Origin of the sequence: Pseudarthrobacter chlorophenolicus, from assembly GCF_000962805.1 — a bacterium.
GTDB classification, from domain to species: domain Bacteria; phylum Actinomycetota; class Actinomycetes; order Actinomycetales; family Micrococcaceae; genus Arthrobacter; species Arthrobacter chlorophenolicus_A.
On the sequence record NZ_JZTW01000022.1, the window covers coordinates 33571 to 59508 of the forward strand.

The window sequence follows — 25938 nt, forward strand, 5'->3', positions numbered from 1 at the left end:
GGGAATAGACTGAGGTAATTAAGACGGTGGTGAGGGGTGCTTCATTGGAAGAACGTTCGGCGTCGGCGCCAACGGCTCAGGGAGAAAACAATTCCACCGGTGGCCATACCGGGGTGGCTGCATCGGCGCGCCCCGGATCCCTGGTGCCGGTAGACAACTCCGGCACCCGCGCTACGTTCCCCGGCCGCAGGGAGCGCACCCGCTCGAGGCTGGCCCGCCTGACCGGGCGCGGGGCCGCCACCTATTCGCCCATCCTTGAGCCTCTGCTGCGGACAGTCCGGGCGAACAACCCCAAAGAGGACTTCGACCTCATCCAGCGCGCATTCGACGTTGCTGAACGCAGCCACCGTGGCCAGAAACGCAAGAGCGGCGACCCTTACATCACCCACCCCGTGGCGGTTGCCACCATTCTCGCCGAACTCGGTTTGAGCGGCACCACTCTCGCGGCAGCCCTCCTGCACGACACCGTTGAGGACACCCCTTACACCCTGGCGGACCTGAAGCGTGACTTTGGTGCCGAGGTAGCCATGCTGGTGGACGGCGTAACCAAGCTGGACAAGGTCAGTTTCGGCGAAGCGGCACAGTCCGAGACCGTCCGCAAAATGGTCGTGGCCATGGCCAAGGACATCCGGGTGCTCATGATCAAGCTCGCGGACCGGTTGCATAACGCCAGGACCTGGCGGTTCGTCTCCGCTGAATCATCCGCCCGCAAGGCCCGCGAGACACTCGAAATCTTTGCGCCGCTGGCACACCGCCTGGGCATGAACACCATCAAGTGGGAACTCGAAGACCTGTCCTTCGCAGCGCTGTATCCGAAGGTCTACGAAGAGATTGTCCGGATGGTGGGGGACAGGACCCCGGAGCGTGAGAAGAGCCTCGGCGTCATCCGCGACCAGATCACGGACGACCTCCGCACGGCCAAAATCAAGGCGACCATCACGGGCCGTCCCAAGCATTATTACTCGATTTACCAGAAGATGATCGTCAGGGACAAGGACTTCGACGACATCAACGACCTCATGGGTGTCCGGGTCCTCGTTGACTCCGTCCGGGACTGTTACGCCGCACTCGGCACCATGCACTCGCGCTGGAACCCGCTGCCCGGCAGGTTCAAGGATTACATCGCGATGCCCAAGTTCAACATGTACCAGTCCCTGCACACCACGGTCATCGGCCCCGGCGGCAAGCCTGTGGAAATCCAGATCCGCACCCATGAAATGCACCGCCGCGCGGAGTATGGTGTGGCAGCACACTGGAAGTACAAGGACCAGCCCAACCGTACAGCCGTGGGACCGGGAAGCCCCCGGGACGGCGATATGGGGTGGCTGCGCTCCTTGGTTGACTGGCAGCAGGAGACCTCCGATCCGGGCGAATTCCTCGATTCGCTCCGATTCGAAATCAACGCCCGTGAAGTCTTCGTCTTTACGCCCAAGGGCGAGGTCATGGCCCTGCCTGCCGGGTCCACACCGGTGGACTTCGCCTACGCAGTCCATACGGAAGTGGGGCACCGCACCATCGGTGCCCGCGTTAACGGGAAACTCGTTCCCCTCAACAGCGAACTCAACCATGGCGACTGGGTGGAAATCTTCACCTCCAAGGCTGAAGGTGCAGGGCCCAGCCAGGACTGGCAACACTTCGTCAAGAGCGCCCGGGCACGGAACAAGATCCGCCAGTGGTTCAGCAAGGAACGTCGCGAAGAAGCCATTGACCGCGGCAAGGAACTGCTGACCCGTGCCATGCGGAAGCAAAACCTTCCGCTGCAGCGGCTGATGACGCACGAGGCCCTGGCCGCTGTCGCCGAAGAATTCAAGTACGTGGACATTTCCGGCCTGTACGCCGGTGTGGGAGACGGCCACACCTCCGCGCAGTCCGTCATGGAGAAGCTTGTCGAAAGCCTCGGCGGTACCGAAAACGCTGACGACGACATCAGCGAAGTCAGCATTCCCACCCAGGTCACCAAGGCCCGTTTCTCCGATTCCGGCGTTGTGGTCCGCGGTGTGGGGGACGTGTGGGTCAAACTGGCACGTTGCTGCACCCCCGTGCCGCCGGACCCCATCCTCGGCTTCGTCACACGGGGATCAGGGGTGTCTGTACACCGCACGGACTGCACCAACATCTCGGACCTCAAGGATCAGCCGGACAGGATTGTCGACGTGGATTGGGCACCCACCCAGTCCAGCGTGTTCCTGGTGGAGATCCAGGTTGAGGCGCTCGACCGCAAGTCGCTGCTCTCGGACGTGACGCGGATCCTGTCGGAAAACCATGTGAACATCCTGGCTGCCAGCGTTCACACTTCCACCGACAGGGTTGCCATTTCAAAGTTTGCTTTCGAGATGGGGGACCCCAAGTACCTCAGTCACGTCCTCAGCGCCGTCCGCCGGATCGACGGGGTCTTTGATGTTTACCGCACCACCGGGAACAAGCGCCGGAGCTAGGCGGGAAAGTTTCTCCAGTGCCGCCTTTTTGTGCGGCACGCGCGGGGTTGCCTCGATAGCGAGTACCAGCAGCCGCAACCGCACGTCCTTCTCGGGACGGGCCAGCAGATTAGCCAGCGTGGGAACGGCACGCTCGGCGTCCACGTGCAGGGCGATATCCAGCGCGGTCCGCAGGGGGCTGGACACCATGAGCCCGCCCATGCTGACCACGTCGAAGGGCCCCAGCCTCACCTCGTGCAGCGTGCAGCCCCGGGTGTTCCGCAGACTCGAAACGCGGCGCTTGGCGTCCACCAGGAGCGCCAGGCGGTCCGGCTCGTCAGCACAGCCGTAGATCCAGGCGGCAGTCATCCGCCCCGCCACGACGCGCTGCCGGACCTGGGGCGGCACGGACCCGGCTGCGGCACGGGCGCGCAACTGGGCGGACGCGGCAGACCCGGGGAGCGTATAGCCATGTTGATGGAATCGGGCCAGGATCCCGTCGGCAGCCAGGGACTGGAGTTCCGGCCACGCGAAAGGCCGCCCGGGTGCGTAGAGTTCCGGGAAACGCGACGGAGCCGCCTGCTGCGGGGGGTGCTCCATTCCCGCTCCGGCCGGCGGGGAGTCAGATGGTGAGGCCATCCCTCCATCCTGCCAAGGAGGTCCTGATAAACGCAGGCCCGGTTCAGGTTATGTGGATAACCGGAACCGGGCCTGTGGCGTCGTCAAACAGGAAAGAGGCGTCAGCTCAGTTCGCTGGCTGACCGCTGGATCTGGTCAAGCCAGGCCTGGCGTGCCTCGAGGGCTTCCCTGGCTGCCTTGATCTTGCGCTCGTCACCACTCTGCTCCGCCTTGGCCAGGTCATCCTGCAGGCCTGCAATGGCACTCTCAAGCTGAGACAGGGCACTGTTGGTGCGCGCCTTGCGTTCGGGGTTTGAACGCTGCCACTGCTCCTCTTCGGCCTGCCGGACGGCGTCCTCAACCTTGCGAAGGCCGGCTTCGATCCGGCCCATGTCGGCGCGCGGGACCTTTCCGGCTTCTTCCCACCGGTCGCGGACGGACTGCAGGGCCTTCTTGGCACTGGCCAGGTCCTTGATCGGGAGAATCGTGTTGGCTTCGGCCAGGAGGGCTTCCTTGACCGTCAGGTTGGCGGCGTACTCCTGGTCGATCTCGTCGTTGGCGGCCTGCCGGGATGTGAAGAAGACGTCCTGCGCGGCACGGAAACGCGCCCACAGCGCGTCATCGTCCTTGCGGCTGGCGCGCGGAGATGCCTTCCACTGGTCCATAAGGCGGCGGTACTCGCCCGCGGCGTAGCCCCAGTCGGTGGAACTGGAGAGGGCCTCTGCCTCGGAGATCAGTTTTTCCTTGGCGCTCTTGGCAGCGGAATTGTTGCTGTCCAGCTGCGAGAAGTAGGCCCGGCGATGACGGTCAAAAACGGTACGGGCGGCCCGGAAGCGCTTCCAAAGAGCGTCTTCGTTGCTGCGGCCCAGCCGGACGCCGCTCTTCTGTGCAGCCTTCCAGTTTTCGAACAGCTCGTTCATCCGGGCGCTCGAGGTCTTCCACTGGGTCTGTGCCGGGTCCTGCCCCGAAATCTCCTCGGCCTCGGCCACAATGGCTTCGCGGGCTGCAAGTTCGGCCGCCCGGACGGCGTCGTGCTCTGCCTTTTCCGTCTTCTCAAGCTCGGCGATGTGGGTTGCCAGGGTGTCCAACCGGGCTTCGGCTGCCCGGAGGTCGCCCACCATGTTGCGTTCCGCAAGCTGTTCGTGCAGGTGGGTGACGGTCTTTTGCATGTCCGTGCTGGGGGCCTTGGAGCTCACACGCTGTTCGAGGAGCACGATCTGGGCCACGACGTCGTCGTATTTCCGCGCGAAGTAGGCCAGCGCTTCGTCATCGCTGACGCCCGGGTACTGCCCGACGGCGTGTTCTCCGCCGTCGATCGTCAGGAAGACATGGCCATCGCCTTCCACGCGTCCCCATTTGGCCGCCTCGGCGGGCGAGGTGGCGGGAGCGGCGGGTGCCACGGCAGCGGCAGGGGCAGCAGCCGCGGGCTTGGGACGTGACGCGAAGGCTGCGGGGGACGGGGCCGAAGGCCGGGGTCCCGGTGCCGGAGACGGAGCCGGAGCTGCCTGTTCTGCGTTCGGGGCAGGGGATTCGGCGGGCTGTTCCGCCTGTGCGCCTGCCTCTTCCACACCTTCGGTAGCGGCCTCCACGGCCGTTGCGCTGGTTGCCGCAGGTTCGGCGTCCGTGGCGGGAGCCGCCGCGTCGGTCACGTCTGCTGCTGTTTCGTCGGATTTCTGACTGTCTGTCACCGCTAAAAGTCTTTCGCTTGGAGGGAACTGCTCACGTCCTGCACCGCGGCCGCCAGGGCCGGGCTTCCTACTTCAGAGAAAACGAGTCTATCGTGACTGCTTGAACGGGCGCGCCGTCTGTGTCGCTGCTGCCCGGAGTGATTCCTGCGGCAGCGATGCCGGTCACCACGTCGAGGCCCGAGGTCACCTTGCCTACCACGGTGTAGCCGCCGGCCGAGTCCGCCGGAATGTTCGTGTCCTTGTAGACGATGAAGAACTGGGTTCCGTTGCCGTAGGCGTTGTTGCCGCTGCGTGCCACGGCAATGGTTCCGGCGGGGTACGTGTTGTCAGCCGGGGTGTTTTCCAGGGGGCCCCATGTGTAGTTGGGGTCGCCCTGCCCGTCGCCGTTCGCAGAGCCGCACTGCACTACCCCGAAGGCATCCGAGGTGGTGAGGCGGTGGCAGCTCTTGCCGTTATAGAAGCCTTCGTCGCTGAGGGACTTGAAGACGGCGGCCGCCTGCGGCGCGGTGGTTCCATTGAGTTCAACACCAAGCGGCTTGCCGTTCAGCACGAGGTCACCGGTGAACGTCTTCCCCGCCGCGGTGTCGGCGGCCGGAATGTTGGGACCGTTCGTCGCCGGGGCTGACGGAGTGGCCGACGCCGACGGGTTGGTGAGGCCGGCCTCGGCGGCAGCAAACTCATCCTCGGTGGGGTTGCCTGCGAAGGCCGTCAGTTGGAGCACGACGGCGAGCACCACGGCGGCGGTTCCGGCGCCGGCGGCGATCAGGTTGTCGCGTTTGCGACGCTGTTCCTGGTCCCGCCTCAGCTCGCGTTTGGCCTCCATCTGATGGATACGCCGTTTTGCTTCGCGGGCACTGCGTGAACTGGCCGCCAAGGCTCCTCCTTAGGTCTGGCTGTGTTGTCTCTGTACTGCGTGATTGCGCCAGGGGCCGTTGCGGCACCGGGTACGGTCCTGTGACTGCCAGGCCCTGCAGGTCCGGCGCATTAGAGATGCACACTGATGACGCATAAACTGACTGCCGCACATAGTTTATGCATGACTGGCTGGACAGCCGCCGCAGGGCGCCCGCGACGGGCCGGACGCGGCCGGCGTCCGGCACCTTAAGAGGAGAGAACTTCCATGGCACGCACCGCCTCCCTGTCCGGATTCCCCGAGTGGCTTCCCGAGGAACGGCTGGTGGAGATTCACGTCCTGGATACCCTGCGGCGCGTCTTTGAGCTGCACGGCTTCGCCTCAATTGAGACGCGTTCGGTGGAAACCGTTGGACAGCTGCTGCGCAAGGGCGAGATCGACAAGGAAGTGTACGGGCTCAGCCGCCTTCAGGAGGACGACAGCGACAACCCTGTCAAGGGCGGCAAAGCGGACCCGCACGCGCTTGCCCTGCACTTTGACCTCACAGTTCCCTTCGCCCGCTACGTCGTCGAAAATGCCGGCTACCTGGCCTTCCCGTTCCGGCGGTACCAAATCCAGAAGGTCTGGCGCGGCGAACGCCCGCAGGAAGGCCGCGCCCGTGAATTTACCCAGGCGGATATCGACGTTGTCGGCGATGGCGAGCTGCCGTTCCGCTACGACGTTGAAATCGCGCTGGTCATCGCCGAGGCACTCAGCGCGCTTCCCATCCCGGACTTCCAGCTGCGTGTCAACAACCGCAAACTGGCCGAGGGCTTCTACCGCGGCATCGGCCTGACGGACACTGCGGGGGTCCTGCGCAGCATCGACAAACTGGAAAAAATCGGTCCGGCTAAGGTTGCCGAACTCCTGAAATCCGAACTTGGCGCCACCGATGAGCAGGCACAGAAGGCCCTGCAGCTTGCCGGTATCCGCACCGGTGACACGTCCTTCGTGGCGCAGGTCCGTGCCCTCGGCGTCAGCAACGACCTGCTCGACGAGGGAATGAGCGAGCTGGAGCAGGTCATCGAGGCCGCCGTCCAGCGCGCACCCGGCAAGGTGCTGGCCGACCTCAGCATTGCCCGCGGCCTGGACTACTACACGGGCACCGTGGTGGAGACGGTCCTGGTAGGACACGAACAGCTGGGTTCCATTTGCTCCGGCGGCCGGTACGACGCCCTGGCCTCCAAGGGCAACCGGAAGTTCCCCGGCGTAGGCCTGTCCATCGGCGTAACCCGCCTGGTCTCGCGAATCCTCAGCCAGGACCTGGCCAAGGCCTCCCGATCCGTTCCCACAGCGGTGCTGGTGGCCCTCGCACACGATGACAGCTGGGGCGCTGCCCAGGACGTCGCTGCCCAGTTGCGCAGCCGGGGAATCCCCACCGAGGTTGCCGCTAAAGCGGACAAGTTCGGGAAGCAGATCAAGTTCGCCGACCGCCGGGGCATCCCGTTCGTATGGTTCACGGACGACGACGGCACTCACCAGGTCAAGGACATCCGGTCCGGTGAACAGGTAGTGGCCGCCCCCGAGACATGGATGCCGCCGGCCGCGGACCTCGTGGTGCAGGTGGCCACCGCCGGCGCCGTTCCTGCCCAGGTCTCCTGAGCAGGTCTCCTTGCTGCTCGGCCTGTCGAAGCTTTGCCCGTGGACGCCGGCTTCGGTCCTACGGGTAAACTCGGACGGGACCGGTCCCGCAATGATCGAGACCTATTCCCTAAGTTTTCCCGCTGTTTCCTCAAGAAAGGTGTGTTGTGCTCCGCACACATGACCTCGGATCCCTTCGTTCCGAGCACATTGGACAAACCGTAACCCTGGCCGGCTGGGTGGGCCGCCGCCGTGATCACGGTGGTGTGGCCTTCGTGGACCTGCGTGATGCGTCCGGCGTGGCACAGATCGTGGTCCGCGAAGAGGAAGTGTTCCACGGGCTGCGCAATGAGTACGTCCTGCAGGTCACCGGCACCGTCTCCAAGCGCCCCGAGGGCAACGAGAACCCTGCGCTGGGTACAGGTGAGATCGAGGTCATCGCCGAGGACGTGACGGTGCTCAACACCTCCGATCCGCTGCCGTTCCAGATCGACGAGCACGTGGAAGTCGGCGAGGAAGCCCGCCTGAAGCACCGCTACCTTGATCTCCGCCGCCCCGGCCCCAGCCGCAACATCCGGCTCCGGTCCGAGGCCAACCGGGTGGCCCGGGAACTGCTCCACGACGAAGGCTACGTGGAGATCGAGACGCCCACGTTGACCCGTTCCACGCCCGAAGGTGCCCGCGACTTCCTGGTTCCGGCCCGCCTGGCACCGGGCTCCTGGTACGCCCTGCCGCAGTCCCCGCAACTCTTCAAGCAGCTGCTGCAGGTGGGCGGTTTCGAGAAGTACTACCAGATTGCCCGCTGCTACCGCGACGAGGACTTCCGCGCCGACCGGCAGCCGGAATTCACCCAGCTGGACATTGAGGCCAGCTTCGTGGACCAGGACGACGTCATCTTGCTCGGCGAGAACATCGTCAAGGCCGTCTGGAAGCTCATCGACGTGGAGATCCCCACGCCGATCCAGCGCATCACCTACGCGGACGCCATGGCCCGCTACGGTTCGGACAAGCCCGATCTTCGCTTTGGCCAGGAACTGACCGAGCTCACGGAGTTCTTCAAGGACACCAACTTCGGCGTCTTCAAGGCGCCCTACGTTGGGGCCGTCGTCATGCCCGGCGGAGCATCCCAGGCGCGCCGTGCCCTTGATGCCTGGCAGGAATGGGCCAAACAGCGTGGCGCCAAGGGCCTGGCGTACGTCCTGTACAAGGAAGACGGCGAACTCGCCGGTCCGGTCGCCAAGAACCTCACTGATACCGAACGTGCCGGCCTGGCCGACGCCGTCGGCGCCAAGCCGGGCGACTGCATCTTCTTCGCTGCCGGCGAGAAGACCCCGTCCCGTGCCCTGCTGGGTGCCGCCCGCGTGGAAATCGGCCACCGCACCGGCCTGATCGATCCCACGGACTGGGCTTTCTGCTGGGTTGTCGACGCGCCGATGTTCGAACCGGCTGCCGCGGCTGTGGCTTCCGGCGACGTCGCAGTGGGTGCAGGCCAGTGGACCGCTGTGCACCACGCTTTCACCTCGCCCAAGCCGGAGTTCCTCGACACGTTCGACAAGGACCCCGAGTCTGCGCTGTCCTACGCCTATGACATCGTCTGCAACGGCAACGAGATCGGCGGCGGCTCCATCCGTATCCACCAGCGTGACGTGCAGGAACGCGTCTTTGAACTGATGGGGCTGGACAAGGAAGACGCCCAGACTAAGTTCGGCTTCCTCCTCGAAGGCTTTAAGTACGGTGCGCCGCCGCACGGCGGTATCGCATTCGGCTGGGACCGCGTGGTTTCGCTGCTGGCCGGTGTCGAGTCCATCCGCGACGTCATCGCGTTCCCGAAGTCAGGCGGCGGTTTCGATCCGCTGACTGCTGCACCGGCTCCCATCACGGCGCAGCAGCGCAAGGAAGCCGGCGTCGATTTCAAGCCTGAGGCAGTCAAGCCTGTCGAGGCCAGGAAAGCCGAAGCGGTCAAGTAACGCACCGTGCTGAGCGGCAGGAGGTTTCCCGGATTCGCCGGGGCGCCTCCTGCCGCTGCTTAACCCACCTTGGAGGAGAACGCCGTGTCCACCACCGCCCTTGCCGACGCCATCCCAGGTTTCCCTGGCATCGAAGCCGCCATGGATGCGGCGTGGCCGGCACCGGAGCGCCACGTCCTTGGACCCTGGGTCCTTCGCGCCGCGGAGGGCGTGACCCAGCGGGCAAACTCGATCTGGCCCACGCAGGCCCACGGTGCAGAGGGTTCGGAGCTTGCCGGCCTGTTACGGGATGCCCGCTCTGGTACCGCAGCCGCAGGTTGCCCCTGATCTTCCAAGTCACCGCCACCGCGGAAGCGGCTGCCCTCAATACCTTCCTGGACGCGGAGGGCTTCACCACGCAGTCCGAAACCCTGATCATGACCCGGGGGCCATGGCGCCAGGACCCGGTTGCGAAGCCGCGCCCTGCGGTTGAGCTCGCGTCAGCCCCTTCTGCCGAATGGCTCGGCGTCTGGTGGACGGTGGACGGGAGGGGCGGTAACGACGCCCTTGCCATCGCCCGCACCATCCTCGAGGGCTGCCCCGCCGTTTACGCCCTTGCCCGGGACAGCGCGGGCCAACCCGCCGCCGTCGGACGCCTTGCCCTTCCGGACGCCGGGCCCGGGGCGCGGGGCGGCCTGTACTCCATGGCGACCAGCCCTGAAGCGCGCCGACGCGGTTACGGGACTGCCGTCCTGGATGCGCTGCTCACGGCCGGAGCGGAGCGGGACCTTGCCGGCTACTGGCTGCTCGTCACCGCAGCGAATCACGGTGCCCAGGCGCTGTACAGGGGCGCCGGCTTCCGCGAATCCGGCCGCTACGTCTACCGGCAGGAGCGGCCAAAGCGGCACCTGACCGGCTGCTGAGCAAAAACCGCCCGGACATCGCCCGGCGGGCAACCCTCAGGGAACGGAAAGTCCCTTACCCGGGCGCGTCGGTGACGGTGATCCGGATGGAGCAGGCGTCGGAGGCGGCCTTCTTCACGACGGCGGCCCGCGGCTCAGGTACATCCAGGTACGCGAGGCGGTGCAGCCCGGCCCACTTTGCCAGGGCCGGGTGCCCCAGGACCGCTTCGGCGAGGGTTCTGTCGCCACCCGGGACGATATATTCAAACGATTCGGCCGCGAACACCTGGGCGGCCTGCAATGCCACGGCGTCCACGAGGGCATCGGCCTGGTTGGAGCGGCGCCGGGCAAACCGTTGCTGTGACTGCCCGCCGGCCGCGGTGCGGGACTGGACGTACCTGGTGCCCGCCTTGGATGCGAGCAAGCGGCCCTCGGCGGCAATGCCGACGCCATAGCCGCCGCGCCTGACCAGGAGCAGGCCGCACCGGCGTGGCTGCACGGCCAAGGATGCGAGGCGGTCCAGCGGCCCGGCTCCCCGTCCGGGCCGCCCATGGGCGGGCCAGGGAGCTTCGAGGAGCGCTTCGGCACCGTCACCAGCGAGGAGCCGCACGCCGTCGTCGTCCTCCCGCGTGACGAAACCGTCGTGGCTGCCGGCGAACCGCCCGGTCCAGCCGGCCAGCCGGGAACCGGAAACAAAGGCCGTCCGGACCGAGGGGGAGCGGCCGCTGCCGGCGGCAGCATGGGTGGTCATGGCGGGTTCGGGTTCCTTCCGGATAGCTGTGGCGGGATCGCCGGGCGACTGGAAGTAGCCTATCTATGTGGATGATCTCTTTGGGCCGGGGCAAGGCAATGACGACGACGGCGATTCGGCCGCCGCGGGCAGCGCAACCGCCAGCTCCTCACCACGCAGTCCGCTGGCCGTCCGCATGCGGCCACGCACCCTCGACGACGTGGTGGGCCAGCAGCACCTGCTGGGCCAGGGGTCGCCGCTGCGCCAGCTGGCCGCCGGCGCAGACGCTGCCGGACCGGCCGGGCCAAGTTCGCTGATCCTGTGGGGCCCCCCCGGGACAGGCAAAACGACGCTGGCGCATGTGATCGCCCGCGGTCCTGGCCGCAAGTTCGTGGAACTTTCGGCGATCACTGCAGGTGTCAAGGACGTCCGCCGCGTCATGGACGACGCCCTGACCGCACGCGACCTGTACAAGACCACCACTGTGCTGTTCCTGGACGAGATCCACCGATTCAACAAGGCCCAGCAGGACGCACTCCTGCCGGGCGTCGAAAACCGCTGGGTGGTGCTGGTGGCCGCCACCACCGAAAACCCGTCCTTTTCTGTGGTGTCGCCGCTTCTTTCCCGGTCCCTGCTGCTGACCCTGAAGCCGCTCACCGACACCGACATTGAGGGACTGCTCAGCCGTGCCGTAGCGGACCCGCGGGGACTGAACGGCAAGGCGGAACTGGACCCCGAAGCCCTCGCGCACCTGGTCCGGCTGTCCGGCGGCGACGCCCGCCGTGCCCTCACCGCCCTGGAAGCCGCGGCCGGTGTGGCATTTGGTGACGCCGACGACGCCGAACCCGGGCCGGTCACCGTGGAACTCAAGCACACCGAACGCGCGCTCGACGTGGCGGCCGTCCGCTACGACCGCGCGGGCGACCAGCACTATGACGTCGCCAGCGCCTTCATTAAATCCATCCGCGGCTCCGACGTCGACGCCGCCCTCCACTACCTGGCGCGCATGCTCGAAGCTGGCGAGGATCCGCGGTTCGTGGCCCGCCGCATCGTCATCTCGGCCGCCGAGGACGTGGGCATGGCGGATCCCACCGCGTTGCAGACAGCCGTAGCCGCGGCCCAGGCGGTGCAGCTGATCGGCATGCCGGAAGGGCGGATCATCCTGGCCGAGGCCGTGGTACACCTTGCTACTGCGCCAAAATCCAACGCCGCCTACATGGGCATCAACAAGGCCATCGCCGACGTACGCGCCGGCATGGGGAACGGCATCCCGCCCCACCTGAGGGACTCGCACTACCCGGGCTCCAAACAGCTGGGGCACGGAAAGGGCTATAAATACGCCCATGACGCACCGCACGCCGTGGCTGCGCAACAGTATCCACCGGACGACCTGGTAGGCCGGGACTACTACCAGCCCACCGGCAACGGCGCGGAACGCGACATCGCCGCCAGGCTCGAGCGGCTGCGGAAGATTGTCAGGGGCAAGTAGCCGCCGTGCTAAGGTAGATGTTTGTCTGGCAAGGCACGGACGCACAATCCACCGAATTTTTGTTTGATGGAGCTGTGCCCTGCGCCCAGTAGCAAAAGGCAGCGGTTGGCCGATGCTCTCCATCAAGGAGGCCAGTAACACTGACACACCGCAGATATTGGAAGGACACAAGTGGCTAACAACACTCGTGCTCGCCGTCAGGCCCGCCTCTCGCGGTCCCTCGGCATTGCTCTGACCCCCAAGGCCGCCAAGTACATGGAGCGCCGCCCGTACGGCCCCGGTGAGCATGGCCGTGCCCGCAAGAAGCAGGACTCCGACTACGCCGTACGCCTGCGCGAAAAGCAGCGCCTGCGCGCCCAGTACGGCATCCGCGAAGCACAGATGACCCGTGCCTTCGAGGAAGCCCGCCGCACCAAGGGCCTGACCGGTGAGAACCTCATCGAACTGCTCGAAATGCGTCTTGACGCCCTGGTCCTGCGTGCCGGCTTCGCCCGCACCATCGCCCAGGCCCGCCAGCTGGTTGTGCACCGCCACATCCTGGTTGACGGCATCCGCGTTGACCGTCCGTCGTTCCGCGTCGGCGAGGGCCAGCTGGTCCACGTCCACAGCCGTAGCGAAACCATGGTTCCGCTCCAGGTTGCTGCAGCCGGCGCGCACCGCGATGTCCTGCCTGCCGTCCCGGCTTACCTGGACGTCAAGCTTGAGGCACTGCAGGCCCGCCTGGTCCGCCGCCCCAAGCGCTCCGAAATCCCGGTGACCTGCGAAGAGCAGCTCGTCGTCGAATTCTACGCACGCTAAATCCCAGCAGCGTATCCAAAGAAGCCCGTGGCAAGCGCCACGGGCTTCTTTGTATGTAAGGTACTTGGGGGACATCTGCCCAACGCGGTTCGCGGGGTGCGCAGGATGGTTCCGGACCACAGAATTTCAAGGAGATGAACGTCTATGACTGGTGGCGATATCGCCGGCCTGGTCGCTGCCGGAGTGTTTGCACTCCTGGTGCTGCTGCTCGCCGTGCCCATCCTCAAGCTGGGCAAGGTGTTGGATGAGGTGCGGACGTCCATCCGGTCACTGAGCGACGGTGCGACGCCCCTGATGGATGAGGTCACGGCCACCGTGACCACCACCAACCAGCAGCTGAAGAAGGTGGACGGCATTTCGTCCAACGTCTCTGATGCTTCCGCCAACCTTTCGGCACTGTCGTCCCTGGTGGCCGCCACCGTAGGTTCGCCGCTGATCAAGGTGGCCGCGTTCAGCTACGGCGTCCGCAGTGCGCTCTCCAACCGCAAGAAGCCCTCCACCGGCCGCCGCAGCCGCTAAGCCCCGAAAGTACACCATGAAACGACTTGTCTGGATGGGAATCGGCGTGGCCATCGGCGTCATCGCCTTCCGCAAGGTCACTGAGGCCCAGTCCGCTTTGGGCCCGGAAGGCCTCAACAGGGCTGTTGGCAGGCTGGCCGACGGCGTCTACGACTTCGCTGACGCCGTGCGCGCCGGAATGCAGGAGCGCGAAACCGACCTGCGGAGTGCGCTCGGCGTCGAAACCGCGGACCTGGTCCGCAGCTGACGGCCCCGGGCCGTCAGCCCGCAATAACCGGCAGGGAACCCGACCAGGCCCTGCCGCCTGAACGAACTTTCCGCGTCGTCAACCGCGGACCAAGAAGGGTATGAAACAGCTCATGAAATCGCAGGAGATCACCAAGCGCTGGGTGGACTTTTTTGTCAGCAAGGGCCACACGGCGGTTCCCTCCGCATCGCTGGTGTCCAGCGACCCGTCGCTGCTGTTCACTGTGGCTGGCATGGTGCCTTTCATCCCCTACCTCACGGCCCGCGAAGAGGCACCCTATAGCCGGGCCACGAGCGTCCAGAAGTGCATCCGCACCGGCGACATCGAGGAAGTGGGCAAGACCGCCCGGCACGGCACCTTTTTCCAGATGTGCGGCAACTTCTCCTTTGGCGACTACTTCAAGGAAGACGCCATCAAGTTCGCCTGGGAGCTGCTGACCACCAGCGTTGACGACGGCGGGTACGGCCTGCCGCCCGAGCTCCTGTGGGTGACGGTCTACGAAGAAGACGATGAAGCCAAGGAACTGTGGCTGAAGAACACCGGCGTGCCCGCCGAACGCATCCAGAAGATGGGCAAAGCCGACAACTACTGGAACACCGGCCAGCCCGGCCCTGCCGGCCCCTGCTCCGAGATCTACTACGACCGTGGGCCCGCCTACGGCATCGAAGGCGGCCCGCTAGCTGACGAGACCCGGTACATCGAAATCTGGAACCTGGTGTTCATGCAGTACCAGATCGACAACGTCCGCTCCAAGGACGACTTCGACATCGTGGGGGAGCTGCCCAAGAAGAACATCGACACCGGCCTGGGCATGGAGCGCCTGGCCATGATCCTCCAGGGTGTCGAGAACATGTACGAGACCGACCAGGTCCGTCCCGTCATCGACAAGGCCGCCGAACTTTCCGGCAAGGAATACACCTCCGCCGAAACCCCGGATGACCCCCACCACACGGACGATGTCCGGATGCGCGTCGTGGGTGACCACGTCCGGTCCGCCCTGATGCTGATTTCCGACGGCGTGACCCCCTCGAACGAGGGACGTGGCTACGTCCTGCGCCGCCTCATCCGCCGCGCCGTGCGCTCGATGCGCCTCCTCGGTGTCGAGCAGGCTTGCCTCCCGGACCTCCTGCCGGCTTCGCGCGACGCCATGAAGGGCGTCTACCCCGTCGTCGAAACGGACTTCCCCCGGATCAGCCGCATCGCCTACGCCGAAGAGAAGGCCTTCCTGCGGACCATTGCTTCCGGCACGGCGAGGCTCGAGGACGCCGTCAAGGAGTCCAAGGCCGCCAACAAGCAGCTGTCCGGCGAAGACGCCTTCACCCTCCACGACACCTACGGGTTCCCCATTGACCTCACCCTCGAAATGGCCGAGGAAGCCGGGCTGAAGGTTGATGAGGCCGCCTTCCGCAGCCTCATGCAGGAACAGCGCAAGCGTGCCCAGGCGGACGCCAAGGGCAAGAAGGGCGGCCACGCAGACCTCAGCGCCTTCCAGGAGCTCCTGGCCCAGGGCGAGACGGTCTTCACCGGGTACACCGAGCTCGACGGCGAATCCCGCGTCCGCGGCCTGCTCACCGGCGGCCGTCCGGTCCAGCAGGCAGCCACCGGCGACGAAATCGAACTCGTCCTGTCGGAAACACCGTTCTACGCCGAGGCCGGCGGCCAGGCCGCCGATACCGGCCTCATCACCGGAGACGGCTTCGTGGTCGAGGTCCTCGACGTCCAGCGTCCCGTCAAGGGCCTGAGCGTGCACAAGGCGATTGTCCGCGAAGGTGAAATCGGCGCGGACTCGCTGGTGCGCGCCGCCGTCGACCGCGAACGGCGCCATGCCGCCGAGCAGGCGCACACCGGCACGCACATCGTGCACGCGGCCCTGCACCAGATCCTTGGCCCGGAAGCCACCCAGCGCGGGTCCTTCAACAAGGCCGGCTACCTGCGGTTCGACTTCGCCTGGGGCGAGGGCCTGAGCACCGCCACCCGGTCAGAAATCGAAGAGGTTTCAAACCTGGCCATCCGCAACAACTACGCGGTGGAAACCAAGGTCATGGGCCTTGCGGAGGCCAAGGCCCTGGGCGCCATGGCCCTTTTCGGCGAGAACTACGGCAGCGAAGTCCGCGTCGTCGAAATCGACGGCGCCTGGTCCCGCGAGCTGTGCGGCGGCACGCACGTAGCCAACACCTCACTGATCGGCAGCCTTTCCCTGCTGGGCGAACAGTCCGTAGGTTCGGGAAATCGCCGAGTGGAAGCCTTCGTGGGCATGGAGGCCTTCCGGCACCTCGCGGCCGAGCGTGCACTGGTCACCGAGCTGACCGACCTCCTGAAGGTGCCGTCCGGTCAGCTGGCCGACCGGATCTCCGCAACGCTTGCCAAGCTCAAAGCCACGGAGAAGGAGCTGGACCGGCTCCGCAAGGAGCAACTGGCAGCCTCAGCGGCCCAGCTGGTCAACAGTGCCCGGGACGCGGCGGGCGTCAGCCTGATCGCCCATGACGCCGGTTCCGTCAGCGGCGCCGACGACATCCGCGGGCTGGCGCTGGACCTCCGCAACCGTCTTGGCTCGGCACCTGCCGCAGTGGCTGTCGCCGGCGTGGCCAATGACCGTCCGCTGGTCCTGGTGGCCACCAACGAAGCTGCCCGGAACGCTGGAGTGAAGGCAGGAGCCCTGGTTCGCCTGGCTGCCGGAGTCCTCGGCGGCGGCGGCGGGGGCAAGGACGACGTCGCACAGGGCGGCGGCACCGATGCCGGCAAGGTGGGCGCCGCGCTGGCAGCCATCCTGGACGCCGTCGAACGGCGCCAGTCCTGACATGGCGGATCCCGTAACCGCCGGCGGCTACCCCCAGGGCGTCAAACTGGGGGTAGACGTTGGCACGGTCCGGGTGGGGGTGGCCATCTGTGACCGTGACTCCATCCTGGCCACGCCCTACAAGACGCTGGACCGGAACACCAAGAAGAACTCCGACGTTCGCCTGATCGCGAGGCTGGCGGAGGAGCTGGGAGCTGTGCAGGTCATTGTGGGCATGCCCCGCACCATGAAGGGCGAGGAACACGCCTCTGCCAGGATGGCGTCCGACTATGCCGGCCTGCTGGCGGCCGAGCTCGCCGCCCGCGGCCTGGACGTGCCGGTCAACATGGTGGACGAGCGGCTCAGCAGCGTCACGGCGCACCGCAACCTGCACGAAGCTGGCATGAGCAGCAGGAACCACCGTAAAGTAGTTGATCAGGTCGCGGCGGCAGGCATCCTGCAGCACGCCATCGACATGCAGAAAGCCCGGGGAGCGGATGTCGGCTCACGCGTGACAGCGCCATCCCCGTCCGTGGACCTGGGGGACAGCGGCGCGGATGAGTCTGTCCGCGCCACCCCGGAAACGGCCCGATTTTCAGATAATGGAAGGCAACAGTGAGCCCTGCCAACATTGACGACGCCTCAGGGCCCCTGGACTCCGGGGGCGGGAGGCCGCTGACGCGCAAGGAGATCCGGGCACGGGAGAAGAGCCTCGACACCGGTGGCCAGGGTGCTGTCCCTGAGCAGGCCTACGAGACCGGTGCCGACGTGCCCCCGCAGCCTGCAGATCCCCCGGCGGTCCCTGCACAACCGGCCACCGGCCCCACTGCCGCAGCGCCGGTGCCGGCCGCACCGGCCGGGCCCCCTTCCATCCAGGAGGCGGCCACGGACAGCAAGGCACCGAGTGGCGGAACGTCCGACGACGGAGGTCACCATGGTGCCGCATGGCAGGAGCCGGGCGCGCACGGCGCACCTGAGCAACCCGGACCCGTCGCGGACAACGTCAGTGGCCCCCTCGAAACCGGCCACCAACACGGCGAAGTGTACGCGGCCGATGACCACCAGGACCTGCACAGGGACGGGGAACACCCGGCGACGGACGCTCACGAGTACGCGGGAGACCCCCACTATGCGGACCCGGCCCAATACCCGGACGGCCACGAATACCATGACAACGCCCATTACGGACAGGTCCACGGCGATGCCGGCTACCACGACGACCTGCACGCCGGGGATTCCGGCCACCACACCGGCCACCCGGACGACGTGCACCACGCCGATACCGCAGCGCACAGCCTCATCGCCGGTTCAACGGCAACCCAGGTAGTGGCGAGGCCCTCCAAGAAGGTGCGCCGCCGCCGCAGGCTGCTGGCGCTCTTCCTCACCCTCGCTGTTTTCGTCACGGCCGTGGCCGTTGGCGCACAGTTCCTCAAACCCCTCCTCGGCAGCACCAAAGCCAGCGACTTCCCGGGCCCCGGCTCGGGCCAGGTCCAGGTAACGGTGGACAACGGGGAAGGCACCCGTTCGGTGGCCATGGACCTTGAAAGCAAGGGCGTGGTGGCCAACGCTGACACGTTCCTGCAGGCGTTCAGCGCATCTGGCGGCACGCTGGCCCCGGGTGACTACACCTTCAAGTCTGAAATGAAGAACAAGGACGCAGTCGACGTCCTCCTGGGCCAGGACAAGGGCAAAGTGATCTACTTCGCCCTCAGCGCGGGCCTGCGGGTCAACGAATCCCTCCAGGCCATCTCCGAGGGTTCCGGCGTATCCATCCAGCAGCTCCAGGCGCTCAGCAACGATCCGGCACAGTTCGGCCTGCCGGCAAACGCCAAGAACCTTGAGGGCTACCTCGCGCCTGGCGAGCACCGCTTCCCGCTGGGCACATCCGCCAAGGACATCCTGCAAGCCCTGGTCAAGGTGACCGTGGACGAGCTGGTGTCGCAGGGAATCACCGATCCTGCCAAGCAGTACCAGGCCGTGATCGTGGCCAGCATCGTCCAGGCCGAAGGCGGCCAGGCCGAATACGGCGATGTCGCCGGGGCCATCTACAACCGGCTCAAGCCCAACGACCAGACCGGCGGCTTCCTGCAGGTCGACTCGGCAGTGACGTACGGGCTCGGGACCAAGAGCTACAACTTCACGGACGAGCAGCGCCAGGACAAGTCCAACCCGTACAACACGTATGCGAACCCCGGGCTTCCACCGGGACCCATCGGCTCGCCGGGCAAGACTGCAATCGACGCCGCCGCCAGGCCCAAGACCAACGACTACCTCTTCTGGGTGACGGTCAACCTGGACACCAAGGAGACCAAGTTCGCCAAAACCCTGGCCGAACACAATGTCTACGTTGAGCAGTACAACACCTGGTGCCGGGCGAACGTGGGCCGCTGCACATGACCCTGCGGGCAGCAGTGCTGGGGCACCCGATCAGTCATTCGAAGTCCCCGGCCCTGCACCTGGCTGCCTACCGGCAGCTGGGTGCAGACATCAGCTACACGGCAATCGACGTCACCGAGCAACTCCTCCCGGGCCTGATGGGGCAGGTCCGCCATCAGGCGGGATGGTGCGGACTTTCGGTGACCATGCCGTTGAAGACCGCCATGCTGGGATATGTGGACGAGGTCCGCGGCATCGCCCGGACCCTCGGTGTTGTCAATACGGTTTCCTTCGAGGAAGACGAACACGGGGCACGGGCCATCGGCTCCAACACAGACGTGGCAGGAATCGTTAACGCCCTCCGGCATGCGGGAGCGAACGCCGCACCCTCCGCGGTCATCCTCGGCGGAGGTGGCACCGCGGCGTCCGCGGTGGCCGCACTGCGGGAGCTGGGAACCCGCCGCGCGCAGATCTTCGTACGGGACCCTGCCCGCACCGCAGACGTCCGTGCAGCGGCCGCAGGTGCAGGCGTCGACCTCGACGTGCTGACGCTGGCTGAAGCCGTGCGGCCCACGGCTGCTGCCGACGTCGTGATTTCGACGTTGCCCCCCCGGGCGGCAGACGGCCTGGCTGCCGAAATAGCTGCCCTGAAGACCGAAACGCCGGGCGTCCTGCTGGATGTTGCCTACGACCCCTGGCCCAGCCTGATCGCCTCGGTGTGGCAGGCGGGCGGCGGCACAGTGGTCCCCGGACTGGAGATGCTGCTGTACCAGGCAGTGGAACAGGTGCGCCTGTTCACCGGCCGCGGGGATGACGTTAATGCAGCTGTCATAGATGTGATGTGCGCCTCAGTCGGCCTTCCCCGACGGGCTTTGTAACCGCCCTACGTGGCAGGATGGAAGATATGTTGCGTTGGTTGACTGCCGGTGAATCCCATGGTCCGGCTCTGATGGGAATTATTGAAGGCGTCCCCGCCGGTGTTGAAATCACCAGCGGGCACATCGCAGACTCCCTGGCCCGCCGCCGCCTCGGATATGGCCGCGGCGCCCGGATGAAGTTCGAACAGGACGTTGTCACCATCCTTGGCGGCGTCCGGCACGGTGTGACCCAGGGCGGTCCCGTGGCTGTCCAGGTGGGAAACACCGAATGGCCCAAGTGGGAGCAGATCATGGCGCCGGATCCCGTGGATCCGGAACTCCTCGCCGACCAGGCGCGCAACGCGCCCCTGACACGCCCGCGTCCGGGCCATGCCGACTTTACCGGCATGCAGAAATACGGCTTCGATGAAGCCCGCCCCGTGCTGGAACGTGCCAGCGCCCGCGAGACCGCCACCCGGGTGGCCATGGGTACTGTCGCCGCGCAGTTCCTCAAGCACCTCGGCATCGAACTCGTCAGCCACACGGTGTCGATCGCCAGCGTTTCCGTTCCCGACGGCCGCCCGCTCCCTGAGCCCGCAGACGTCATCGCCCTGGACGCTGATCCGCTGCGCTGCTTCGACCGGGAAACCTCGGACGCCATGGTCGCCGAGGTTGACGCCGCCCACAAAGAAGGCGAAACCCTCGGTGGCGTAGTGGAGGTCCTGGCGTACGGCCTGCCGCCCGGACTGGGCAGCTACGTCCACTGGGACCGCCGCCTTGATTCCCGCCTGGCTGCCGCCCTCATGGGTATCCAGGCCATCAAGGGCGTCGAAGTGGGCGACGGATTCCGGACTGCCGCACGCCGCGGCTCTGCGGCCCACGACGAAATCGTCCGGGATGAAGACGGCCGGATTGTCCGCGCCAGCAACCGCGCAGGCGGCATCGAAGGCGGCATGAGCATCGGAGACGTCCTGCGTGTCCGCGCCGCCATGAAGCCGATCGCCACGGTGCCCCGCGCCCTGAAAACGATTGACGTGAGCACCGGCGAACCGGCAAAAGCCCACCACCAGCGCTCCGACGTCTGTGCCGTTCCGGCCGCAGGCGTGGTTGCCGAAGCCATGGTGGCGCTGGTCCTGGCCGAAGCCGTGACCGAGAAATTTGGCGGGGACTCCGTGGCGGAGACCGCCCGCAACATCAAGGGTTACCTGGACAACATTCCGGCGTCCCTGGACTCGATCGGCCAGTAGTGCCCGCCCAAAGCACCACCGGGCCCGCCGGTAACCGGCCGATCGTCCTGATCGGCCCCATGGCCGTGGGCAAGTCCGCCATCGGACAACAACTGGCCCAACAGCTCGGTGCACCCTTCGTTGACACGGACGCCGTGATCGTGGCGGGCCACGGCTCCATCGCCGAAATCTTCGCCGGCCGGGGCGAACGCGCCTTCCGCGAGATTGAGGCCCGTGCTGTTGCCTCCGCCGTTGAAGCGGCCGAAGGCACAGCCACGGTCATCTCCCTCGGCGGGGGAGCTGTCTTGGACTCGGGAACGCAGCAGCTGATTGGCCGCTGCACAGTGGTCTACCTCGAATGCGACGCGAATACCGTCGCTGCCCGCATTGCCCGCAACTCCGGGCGCCCCCTCCTGGCAGGGGACGCCATGGGACGCTGGACAGAAATGTTCGCCACCCGCAAGCCGGTCTACGAGAGGCTTGCAGACATCACCCTGGACGTGCGCCAGGGCTCGATATCCGAGCTCGGCAACCGGCTGGAAGCAGCACTGCGCGACTACGCAGCTGCCAAACAGGAAGTTGAAAAGTGAACACCTCATCAACAGTCATCAAGGTCACCGGTGAATCCGCCGCCAACAACTACGACGTTGTGGTGGGGCGGGGCCTGCTTGGTACCCTTCCGGAAATCCTGGGGGAGCGGGTGCGGCGCGTGCTGGTCATCCACCCACGGGCCCTGCGCCTCACCGGCGACACTGTCCGCGATGACCTCGAGGCCGCAGGCTTCACCGCGCTGACCGCGGAAATCCCGGACGCCGAAGAAGGCAAGCACATCCAGGTCGCTGCCTTCTGCTGGCAGGTCCTGGGCCAGAACGACTTCACCAGGTCTGACGCCATCGTGGCTGTCGGCGGGGGAGCGGTCACCGACCTGGCGGGCTTCGTGGCCGCCACCTGGCTCCGCGGCGTCAAGGTTATCCACATGCCCACCAGCCTGCTGGGCATGGTGGACGCGTCCGTAGGCGGCAAGACCGGCATCAATACCGCCGAAGGCAAGAACCTGGTAGGCGCCTTCCACCCGCCGGCAGCTGTCCTGGCGGACCTGGACACCCTGGATACCCTGCCCAGGAACGAACTCATCTCGGGCATGGCCGAAGTCGTCAAATGCGGCTTCATCGCGGACCCCGCCATCCTTGAGCTTGTCGAGAAGGACTTTGAAGCCGTCACCGATCCGCGGTCAGAGACGCTCCGCGAGCTCATTGAACGTGCCATCGCCGTCAAAGCCAAAGTGGTTTCGGAAGACCTGAAGGAATCCGGGCTGCGCGAAATCCTCAACTACGGCCACACCCTGGGCCACGCCATCGAACTGGTGGAACGCTACTCGTGGCGGCACGGCGCCGCTGTATCCGTTGGCATGATGTTCGCTGCGGAACTCGCCCGCAGCGTGGGCCGGCTGAGCGATGCCGACGCCGACAGGCACCGGAGCATCCTCGAAGGCCTGGGGCTTCCGGTCACCTACCGGCGGGACCGTTGGCAGGGCCTGCTGGACGGCATGCGCCGGGACAAGAAGTCCCGCGGCGACCTGCTGCGGTTCGTCGTGCTGGACGGTGTGGCCAAGCCGGGCATCCTGGACGTCCCCGACACGTCCCTCTTGTTCGCCGCCTACCAGGAAGTCGCTTCCTGATGCAGGGCGACATGGAAGGCACCGCCGAATGGCCCGAGGCAGGTTTCCCGGGTATCCGGATCAACCCTGAAACCCTGCTGCCCCAAATCGTCAACGATGATGCGTGCCGGGAAGCGCTTGCAGCGTCCAGTGATCCCGCAGACCACGTCTTCGTGCTGCTGGTGGAGGGCCACGGGGCAGAAGCTGCCGAACTGCTTGCCGAAGCCCGGTTCAATGACCCGGAATCCTTCCGGCTGCGGGCGTTCGAGGCAGAGGTCCTGCGGGTTTCGAACCGGTTGGACAGGGCTGTGGAGCTTTTCCGCCAGCTCCTGCACGAGGTCCAGGGGACCCCGAAGGAAGCCCTGGCGTTGCAGTTCCTCGGCAAGACCCAGTACACGGCCGGGCAGACGTCCGCTGCGGTGGAATCCTTTGCCCGCGCCTTGGACCTGCGCGTGGCACAGTCCGCCGATGCGGCCCTGATCTACTCCTCGACCGTCGCCCTGCAGCGTGCACGGGACGTATTGGACCTGGCCTGCTGAGACCCCGCTTTGGGCCGCCGGAGAAGTCCGCGCCCAATTGCCGGTAGAATGGTTTTTGAATTTTTCCCAGCTCCCCGGATCTTTGACAAAAACGTGCAGGCACGCCACGCGGCGGACTGCCCGGCATAGAACGTCTGACCACGCGCCAGACTGAGAAACCTAAGGAAACCCAGTGGCAACCACGAACGACATTAAGAACGGAACGGTCCTGAAGCTTGAGGGCCAGCTCTGGAACATCATCGAGTTCCAGCACGTCAAGCCCGGCAAGGGTGGCGCTTTCGTACGTACGAAAATGCGCAACGTGATGTCCGGCAAGGTTGTGGACAAGACGTTCAACGCCGGTCTCAAGATCGAAACCGCCACGGTTGACCGCCGGGACTACCAGTACCTGTACCAGGACGGCGCCGACTTCGTGTTCATGGACACCTCGGACTACGACCAGATCACCGTCTCCGGCGCCACCGTGGGCGACGCCACCAACTTCATGCTCGAGAACCAGATGGTTAACATTGCCATCCACGAGGGCAACCCGCTGTACATCGAACTGCCGCCGAGCGTTGTCCTGGAAATCACCTACACCGAGCCCGGCCTGCAGGGTGACCGCTCCTCCGCGGGCACCAAGCCGGCCACGCTGGAAACCGGCTACGAGATCCAGGTTCCGCTGTTCGTCGAAAACAACACCAAGGTCAAGGTGGACACCCGTGACGGCAGCTACCTCGGCCGGGTCACTGAGTAGTGAGCGCACGCGGTAAAGCCCGCAGCAGGGCACTGGATGTTCTCTTTGAAGCGGAGCAGCGCTCCGTTTCCGCCTTTGACGTCCTGCGTGCACGGCGCGAGAAGACCGACCAGATCGTCAACCCCTACACCCTGGAAATCGTCGAAGGAGTGGTATCCCGCCAGTCAGCCATCGACGAGTTCCTGGAGACCTATTCGCAGGGCTGGAGCCTGGAGCGCATGCCTTCAGTGGACCGGATCATCCTGCGCATCGGCACCTGGGAGCTGCTCTACAACGATGACGTCCCCGATGGCGTCGCCGTCAGCGAGGCCGTGGCCCTGGCCAAGACCCTGTCCACGGACGAGTCGCCCCAGTTCATCAACGGACTCCTGGGCCGCCTGCAGCAGCTCAAGCCGTCGCTGCTGGCCTGATCCACCCGCCAGCCAGGAAGGCCGCACCCGCAAGGGTGCGGCCTTCCTGCGTTAAGGCGGCAGGCCGCCGTCGAACCCTTGCTTGTTCGCGGGGCAGAACCCACAAGGCTCGGATGCGCGAACAAGCCCGGGACGGGGCACAGGAACCCAGCGCGCCCTGCCCGGGCTAGGCGACAATTGCTGCCCGGAGCGCCAACACCCGCTGCAGCTGCTTACGCTCCTCAGCCTGGTGGAGCTGCACATCGCGGCCGCTGAGGATCCGCTGCCGGATGTTGGCCAGCAGCGTGGCTGCCCTGAGGAAGTCCTTCATCTGTTGCTTCTTTCCGTAGCCGGCTGCCCAGTTCAGCACGGTCCGCCGGCCGCCAATGGTGCCCAGCAATTCGACCTCCGCCGGGGTAAACCAGCCGGCGGCGGAGTACTCCAGCAGCCGCTGCCTGGTCAGCCGTTTTTCGGCAACCCGCAGCGCCACAATCCCGGCAACTGCGAGGCAGAAAATGGGCACCTGCACCACGAGGTAGTCCACCAGGAAGCCGCTGCCCATGCTGTTCCACCGGTTGTGCAGGAACATCGCAGGCACCAACCCCACGAAGAACGCCAGGATGGAAGCCCCGGTGTGCCATCGCCGCGCTGCGAAGCCCATGATCAGGCCCGTGGTCCCGGTGAAGATGGCGTGGGCGAATGGGGACATCACGCCGCGGAGGAAGAACACCTGGGCAAAATCGCCGCCCGGGCCGGGCGCCTCGGCGATGGCGCGGCCAAAGTAGAGGATGTTTTCGGTGAACGCGAAGCCGCCGGCAATCGTGAAGGCGAAAACCACGCCGTCCACCGGGCCGTCGAAATGCTTCCTGGCGAGCAGGAGGAGGACCAGCAGGCCAAGGGACTTCGCGAATTCCTCGACGATGGGAGCCTGCACCGTTGCCATGTAGGTCCGCAGGTCGGGTTCATCCGAGAACTGGAACGTCAGCACGAACAGCGGCTGCACCAGCAAAGTGACGGCAATCGACACCGCCGCGCCCCAGGTGAAGGCGAAGAACAGCAGCCGCTTTGGCTCCGGCTCCCACTTGTCGATGATGACAACAGCCAGCAGTACCAGGGAGAGCGGTATCAGGGATGCGACGAAGCCCCCTACGAAGCCGGCCGTCCCCGTGTTTGCGAGCAGGAACGGCACCACCAGGAACAGGCTGAGGAATGCGAGGATGCCGCCCGCCACCGTGAGGCCAACCAGCCCGCCGTTGAGCCTTCCCCGGGTGCGCGATGCTCCCTGGTCCCGGTGGGGCATGACGCTGTTGACGGGGCGGCCGCGGTGGTCCGGGGCAGCCAGGTAGTGCTGCGGTTCAATATGGCCCATCCAGCTGGGATTCGCAGGGCCTGGCAGGGGACCGGAACCGCCTGGGCGGGAACCGTAGGGCGGGCCCGACGGCGGCTGGCGGGGATGCGTCGACATATCCGCAAGCCTAGGTGTACTGGGTCAGGACGTTGGTTACATCGTGAATAGGTGAAGACCTCTTAGGTTGGTGGTTACCACACACAGCCAACG

At 66.0% G+C, this 25938-nt stretch carries 24 protein-coding genes; 19 read left to right on the forward strand and 5 right to left on the reverse strand.

Translation table 11 applies throughout. The annotated features are described in order from the left end of the window. Positions 1–44: 44 nt before the first annotated feature. Positions 45–2435, forward strand: coding sequence for a RelA/SpoT family protein (locus UC32_RS17870; protein ID WP_045732533.1), 2391 nt, complete (start codon positions 45–47; stop codon positions 2433–2435). Here UC32_RS17870 and UC32_RS20435 read toward each other — a convergent pair. From UC32_RS20435 to UC32_RS17880, 3 genes are all read right to left on the reverse strand, one after another. Then, the gene (locus tag UC32_RS20435) at positions 2316–3053 is read right to left on the reverse strand and encodes a type IV toxin-antitoxin system AbiEi family antitoxin (RefSeq protein WP_152642659.1); all 738 of its coding nucleotides are present in this window, start codon (positions 3051–3053) and stop codon (positions 2316–2318) included. The two genes, UC32_RS17870 and UC32_RS20435, sit on opposite strands and share 120 nt — an antisense overlap. Positions 3054–3154: 101 nt before the next feature. After that, positions 3155–4720, reverse strand: coding sequence for a DUF349 domain-containing protein (locus UC32_RS17875; protein WP_045732534.1), 1566 nt, complete (start codon positions 4718–4720; stop codon positions 3155–3157). Between the two features lie 67 nt (positions 4721–4787). Further along, positions 4788–5594 carry a peptidylprolyl isomerase gene (locus tag UC32_RS17880; RefSeq protein ID WP_045732535.1) on the reverse strand — a complete coding sequence of 269 codons (807 nt, stop codon included), beginning with the start codon at positions 5592–5594 and terminating at the stop codon, positions 4788–4790. A gap of 246 nt (positions 5595–5840) precedes the next feature. Between UC32_RS17880 and hisS the strand changes: the two genes are divergently transcribed. From hisS to UC32_RS17895, 4 genes are all read left to right on the forward strand, one after another. Continuing rightward, the gene (hisS, locus tag UC32_RS17885; protein WP_045732536.1) at positions 5841–7214 is read left to right on the forward strand and encodes a histidine--tRNA ligase; all 1374 of its coding nucleotides are present in this window, start codon (positions 5841–5843) and stop codon (positions 7212–7214) included. Between the two features lie 146 nt (positions 7215–7360). Beyond that, positions 7361–9160: an aspartate--tRNA ligase gene (gene aspS / locus UC32_RS17890; RefSeq protein WP_045732537.1), complete on the forward strand. Its 1800-nt coding sequence runs from the start codon at positions 7361–7363 to the stop codon at positions 9158–9160. An 84-nt stretch (positions 9161–9244) separates the two neighbouring features. Continuing rightward, positions 9245–9487, forward strand: coding sequence for a GNAT family N-acetyltransferase, cg3035/Rv0428c family (locus UC32_RS21125; protein ID WP_327077628.1), 243 nt, complete (start codon positions 9245–9247; stop codon positions 9485–9487). Continuing rightward, entirely contained in the window at positions 9478–10062 is a 585-nt protein-coding gene (locus UC32_RS17895; RefSeq protein ID WP_327077629.1) for a GNAT family N-acetyltransferase, read from the forward strand. Before UC32_RS21125 ends, UC32_RS17895 begins: the two co-directional genes overlap by 10 nt. 55 nt (positions 10063–10117) lie before the next feature. Here the strand turns inward: UC32_RS17895 and UC32_RS17900 are convergent, their stop codons facing one another. Then, complete coding sequence (locus UC32_RS17900; protein ID WP_045732538.1) at positions 10118–10792, reverse strand: acVLRF1 family peptidyl-tRNA hydrolase; 675 nt, start codon at positions 10790–10792, stop codon at positions 10118–10120. A gap of 67 nt (positions 10793–10859) precedes the next feature. Between UC32_RS17900 and UC32_RS17905 the strand changes: the two genes are divergently transcribed. From UC32_RS17905 to nusB, 14 genes are all read left to right on the forward strand, one after another. Beyond that, positions 10860–12260, forward strand: a complete 1401-nt coding sequence (locus tag UC32_RS17905; protein WP_045732539.1) for a replication-associated recombination protein A — start codon at positions 10860–10862, stop codon at positions 12258–12260. A 171-nt stretch (positions 12261–12431) separates the two neighbouring features. Next, positions 12432–13058, forward strand: coding sequence for a 30S ribosomal protein S4 (rpsD, locus tag UC32_RS17910; protein WP_015937210.1), 627 nt, complete (start codon positions 12432–12434; stop codon positions 13056–13058). Between the two features lie 144 nt (positions 13059–13202). Further along, complete coding sequence (locus UC32_RS17915; protein WP_015937209.1) at positions 13203–13577, forward strand: DUF948 domain-containing protein; 375 nt, start codon at positions 13203–13205, stop codon at positions 13575–13577. Between the two features lie 16 nt (positions 13578–13593). Continuing rightward, positions 13594–13824, forward strand: coding sequence for a DUF6167 family protein (locus UC32_RS17920; protein WP_015937208.1), 231 nt, complete (start codon positions 13594–13596; stop codon positions 13822–13824). Positions 13825–13936: 112 nt separating this feature from the next. Continuing rightward, the gene (alaS, locus tag UC32_RS17925; RefSeq protein WP_045732547.1) at positions 13937–16621 is read left to right on the forward strand and encodes an alanine--tRNA ligase; all 2685 of its coding nucleotides are present in this window, start codon (positions 13937–13939) and stop codon (positions 16619–16621) included. 1 nt (position 16622) lies between these two features. Then, on the forward strand, positions 16623–17219 hold the full coding sequence (gene ruvX / locus UC32_RS17930) for a Holliday junction resolvase RuvX (RefSeq protein ID WP_045732540.1): 597 nt from the start codon (positions 16623–16625) through the stop codon (positions 17217–17219). Continuing rightward, positions 17216–18997: an endolytic transglycosylase MltG gene (gene mltG / locus UC32_RS17935; RefSeq protein ID WP_045732541.1), complete on the forward strand. Its 1782-nt coding sequence runs from the start codon at positions 17216–17218 to the stop codon at positions 18995–18997. The genes ruvX and mltG overlap by 4 nt, the downstream gene beginning before the upstream one ends. Beyond that, positions 18994–19854, forward strand: a complete 861-nt coding sequence (locus UC32_RS17940; protein WP_045732548.1) for a shikimate dehydrogenase — start codon at positions 18994–18996, stop codon at positions 19852–19854. The genes mltG and UC32_RS17940 overlap by 4 nt, the downstream gene beginning before the upstream one ends. 26 nt (positions 19855–19880) lie before the next feature. Then, positions 19881–21080, forward strand: coding sequence for a chorismate synthase (gene aroC, locus UC32_RS17945; RefSeq protein WP_015937203.1), 1200 nt, complete (start codon positions 19881–19883; stop codon positions 21078–21080). A 59-nt stretch (positions 21081–21139) separates the two neighbouring features. Then, positions 21140–21649, forward strand: a complete 510-nt coding sequence (locus tag UC32_RS17950) for a shikimate kinase (protein WP_045732549.1) — start codon at positions 21140–21142, stop codon at positions 21647–21649. Next, positions 21646–22737 (forward strand): 3-dehydroquinate synthase, encoded by a 1092-nt coding sequence (gene aroB, locus UC32_RS17955; protein ID WP_045732542.1) that lies wholly within the window; start codon positions 21646–21648, stop codon positions 22735–22737. The genes UC32_RS17950 and aroB overlap by 4 nt, the downstream gene beginning before the upstream one ends. After that, positions 22737–23255 carry a tetratricopeptide repeat protein gene (locus UC32_RS17960; protein WP_045732543.1) on the forward strand — a complete coding sequence of 173 codons (519 nt, stop codon included), beginning with the start codon at positions 22737–22739 and terminating at the stop codon, positions 23253–23255. Before aroB ends, UC32_RS17960 begins: the two co-directional genes overlap by 1 nt. A 172-nt stretch (positions 23256–23427) precedes the next feature. After that, the gene (efp, locus tag UC32_RS17965; RefSeq protein ID WP_015937199.1) at positions 23428–23991 is read left to right on the forward strand and encodes an elongation factor P; all 564 of its coding nucleotides are present in this window, start codon (positions 23428–23430) and stop codon (positions 23989–23991) included. Continuing rightward, positions 23991–24401 carry a transcription antitermination factor NusB gene (gene nusB / locus UC32_RS17970; RefSeq protein ID WP_045732544.1) on the forward strand — a complete coding sequence of 137 codons (411 nt, stop codon included), beginning with the start codon at positions 23991–23993 and terminating at the stop codon, positions 24399–24401. Before efp ends, nusB begins: the two co-directional genes overlap by 1 nt. A 166-nt stretch (positions 24402–24567) precedes the next feature. Here nusB and UC32_RS17975 read toward each other — a convergent pair whose 3' ends face one another. Then, entirely contained in the window at positions 24568–25845 is a 1278-nt protein-coding gene (locus UC32_RS17975; protein ID WP_045732545.1) for a PrsW family intramembrane metalloprotease, read from the reverse strand. Positions 25846–25938: the final 93 nt, after the last annotated feature.

What these genes read in the sequence shown, in the direction of transcription:
- UC32_RS20435 (WP_152642659.1), bottom strand. Translation starts at nt 3,053, where the DNA reads ATGGCCTCACCATCTGACTCCCCGCCGGCCGGAGCGGGAATGGAGCAC.
- hisS (WP_045732536.1), top strand. Translation starts at nt 5,841, where the DNA reads ATGGCACGCACCGCCTCCCTGTCCGGATTCCCCGAGTGGCTTCCCGAG.
- UC32_RS17900 (WP_045732538.1), bottom strand. Translation starts at nt 10,792, where the DNA reads ATGACCACCCATGCTGCCGCCGGCAGCGGCCGCTCCCCCTCGGTCCGG.
- UC32_RS17915 (WP_015937209.1), top strand. Translation starts at nt 13,203, where the DNA reads ATGACTGGTGGCGATATCGCCGGCCTGGTCGCTGCCGGAGTGTTTGCA.
- UC32_RS17920 (WP_015937208.1), top strand. Translation starts at nt 13,594, where the DNA reads ATGAAACGACTTGTCTGGATGGGAATCGGCGTGGCCATCGGCGTCATC.
- alaS (WP_045732547.1), top strand. Translation starts at nt 13,937, where the DNA reads ATGAAATCGCAGGAGATCACCAAGCGCTGGGTGGACTTTTTTGTCAGC.
- ruvX (WP_045732540.1), top strand. Translation starts at nt 16,623, where the DNA reads ATGGCGGATCCCGTAACCGCCGGCGGCTACCCCCAGGGCGTCAAACTG.
- UC32_RS17940 (WP_045732548.1), top strand. Translation starts at nt 18,994, where the DNA reads ATGACCCTGCGGGCAGCAGTGCTGGGGCACCCGATCAGTCATTCGAAG.
- aroC (WP_015937203.1), top strand. Translation starts at nt 19,881, where the DNA reads ATGTTGCGTTGGTTGACTGCCGGTGAATCCCATGGTCCGGCTCTGATG.
- UC32_RS17950 (WP_045732549.1), top strand. Translation starts at nt 21,140, where the DNA reads ATGGCCGTGGGCAAGTCCGCCATCGGACAACAACTGGCCCAACAGCTC.
- UC32_RS17960 (WP_045732543.1), top strand. Translation starts at nt 22,737, where the DNA reads ATGCAGGGCGACATGGAAGGCACCGCCGAATGGCCCGAGGCAGGTTTC.
- UC32_RS17975 (WP_045732545.1), bottom strand. Translation starts at nt 25,845, where the DNA reads ATGTCGACGCATCCCCGCCAGCCGCCGTCGGGCCCGCCCTACGGTTCC.